Origin of the sequence: Streptomyces sp. SID12488, from assembly GCF_010548275.1 — a bacterium.
Classification (GTDB): Bacteria; Actinomycetota; Actinomycetes; order Streptomycetales; family Streptomycetaceae; genus Streptomyces.
In genome coordinates this window covers 1-1,031 of record NZ_JAAGLT010000086.1, presented here as the reverse complement: position 1 = coordinate 1,031, position 1,031 = coordinate 1, and the positions used below count along the sequence as shown (strand labels likewise).

Below are 1,031 nucleotides of genomic sequence, written 5' to 3'. Positions count from 1 at the left end.
TCGCTCAGTTCCGCGACCGGCTGGGCGAACCCGATGAAGTCCGCCGGGATCAGCTTCGTCCCCTGGTGGATCAACTGGTAGTAGGCGTGCTGCCCGTTCGTCCCGGGGGTGCCCCACACCACCGGCCCGGTCTGCCACTCCACCGGCAGCCCGTCCCGCCCGACCGACTTGCCGTTGGACTCCATGTCCAGCTGCTGCAGATACGCCGTGAACTTGGACAGGTAGTGGCTGTAGGGCAGCACGGCATGCGACTGGGAGTCGAAGAAGTTGCCGTACCAGATACCCAACAGGCCCAGCAGCAAAGGCGCGTTGTCCTGCGCCGGCGCCGTCCGGAAATGCTCGTCGACGAGCGCGAACCCGTCCAGCATCTCCCGGAACCGGTCCGGGCCGATCGCGATCATCAGCGACAGGCCGATCGCCGAGTCGTACGAGTACCGTCCGCCGACCCAGTCCCAGAACTCGAACATGTTGTCCGTATCGATCCCGAAGTCCGACACCTTCCCGGAGTTCGTCGACAGCGCCACGAAGTGCCTGGCAACCGCCTTGTCGTCGCCGCCCAGACCCTCGAGCAACCACGACCGGGCCGAGGTGGCGTTCGTGATCGTCTCGATCGTCGTGAACGTCTTCGACGCGACGATGAACAGCGTCTCGGCCGGGTCCAGGTCACGGACCGCCTCGTGCAGGTCGGCGCCGTCGACGTTCGACACGAACCGGAACGTCAACTCCCGTGCGGTGAAAGCCCGCAGGGCGTCGTAGGCCATCGCAGGACCGAGGTCCGAGCCGCCGATGCCGATGTTGACGACGTTCTTGATACGCCTGCCCGTGTGACCGGTCCACTCACCCGAGCGCACCTTGTCCGCGAAGGCGGCCATCCGGTCCAGGACCGCGTGCACGGCCGGGACCACGTTCTCACCGTCGACCTCGACCACCGCGTCCCGCGGCGCCCGCAGCGCGGTGTGCAGCACCGCACGGTCCTCGGTGATGTTGATCCGGTCACCGCGGAACATGGCGTCCCGCAGCCCGAACACATC

General features: G+C 66.8%; 1 protein-coding gene. It reads right to left on the bottom strand.

The annotated features are described in order from the left end of the window. Positions 1 to 1,031: glucose-6-phosphate isomerase (pgi, locus tag G3I56_RS42585; RefSeq protein ID WP_164418904.1), on the bottom strand; the 1,031-nt coding region annotated here is incomplete at both ends.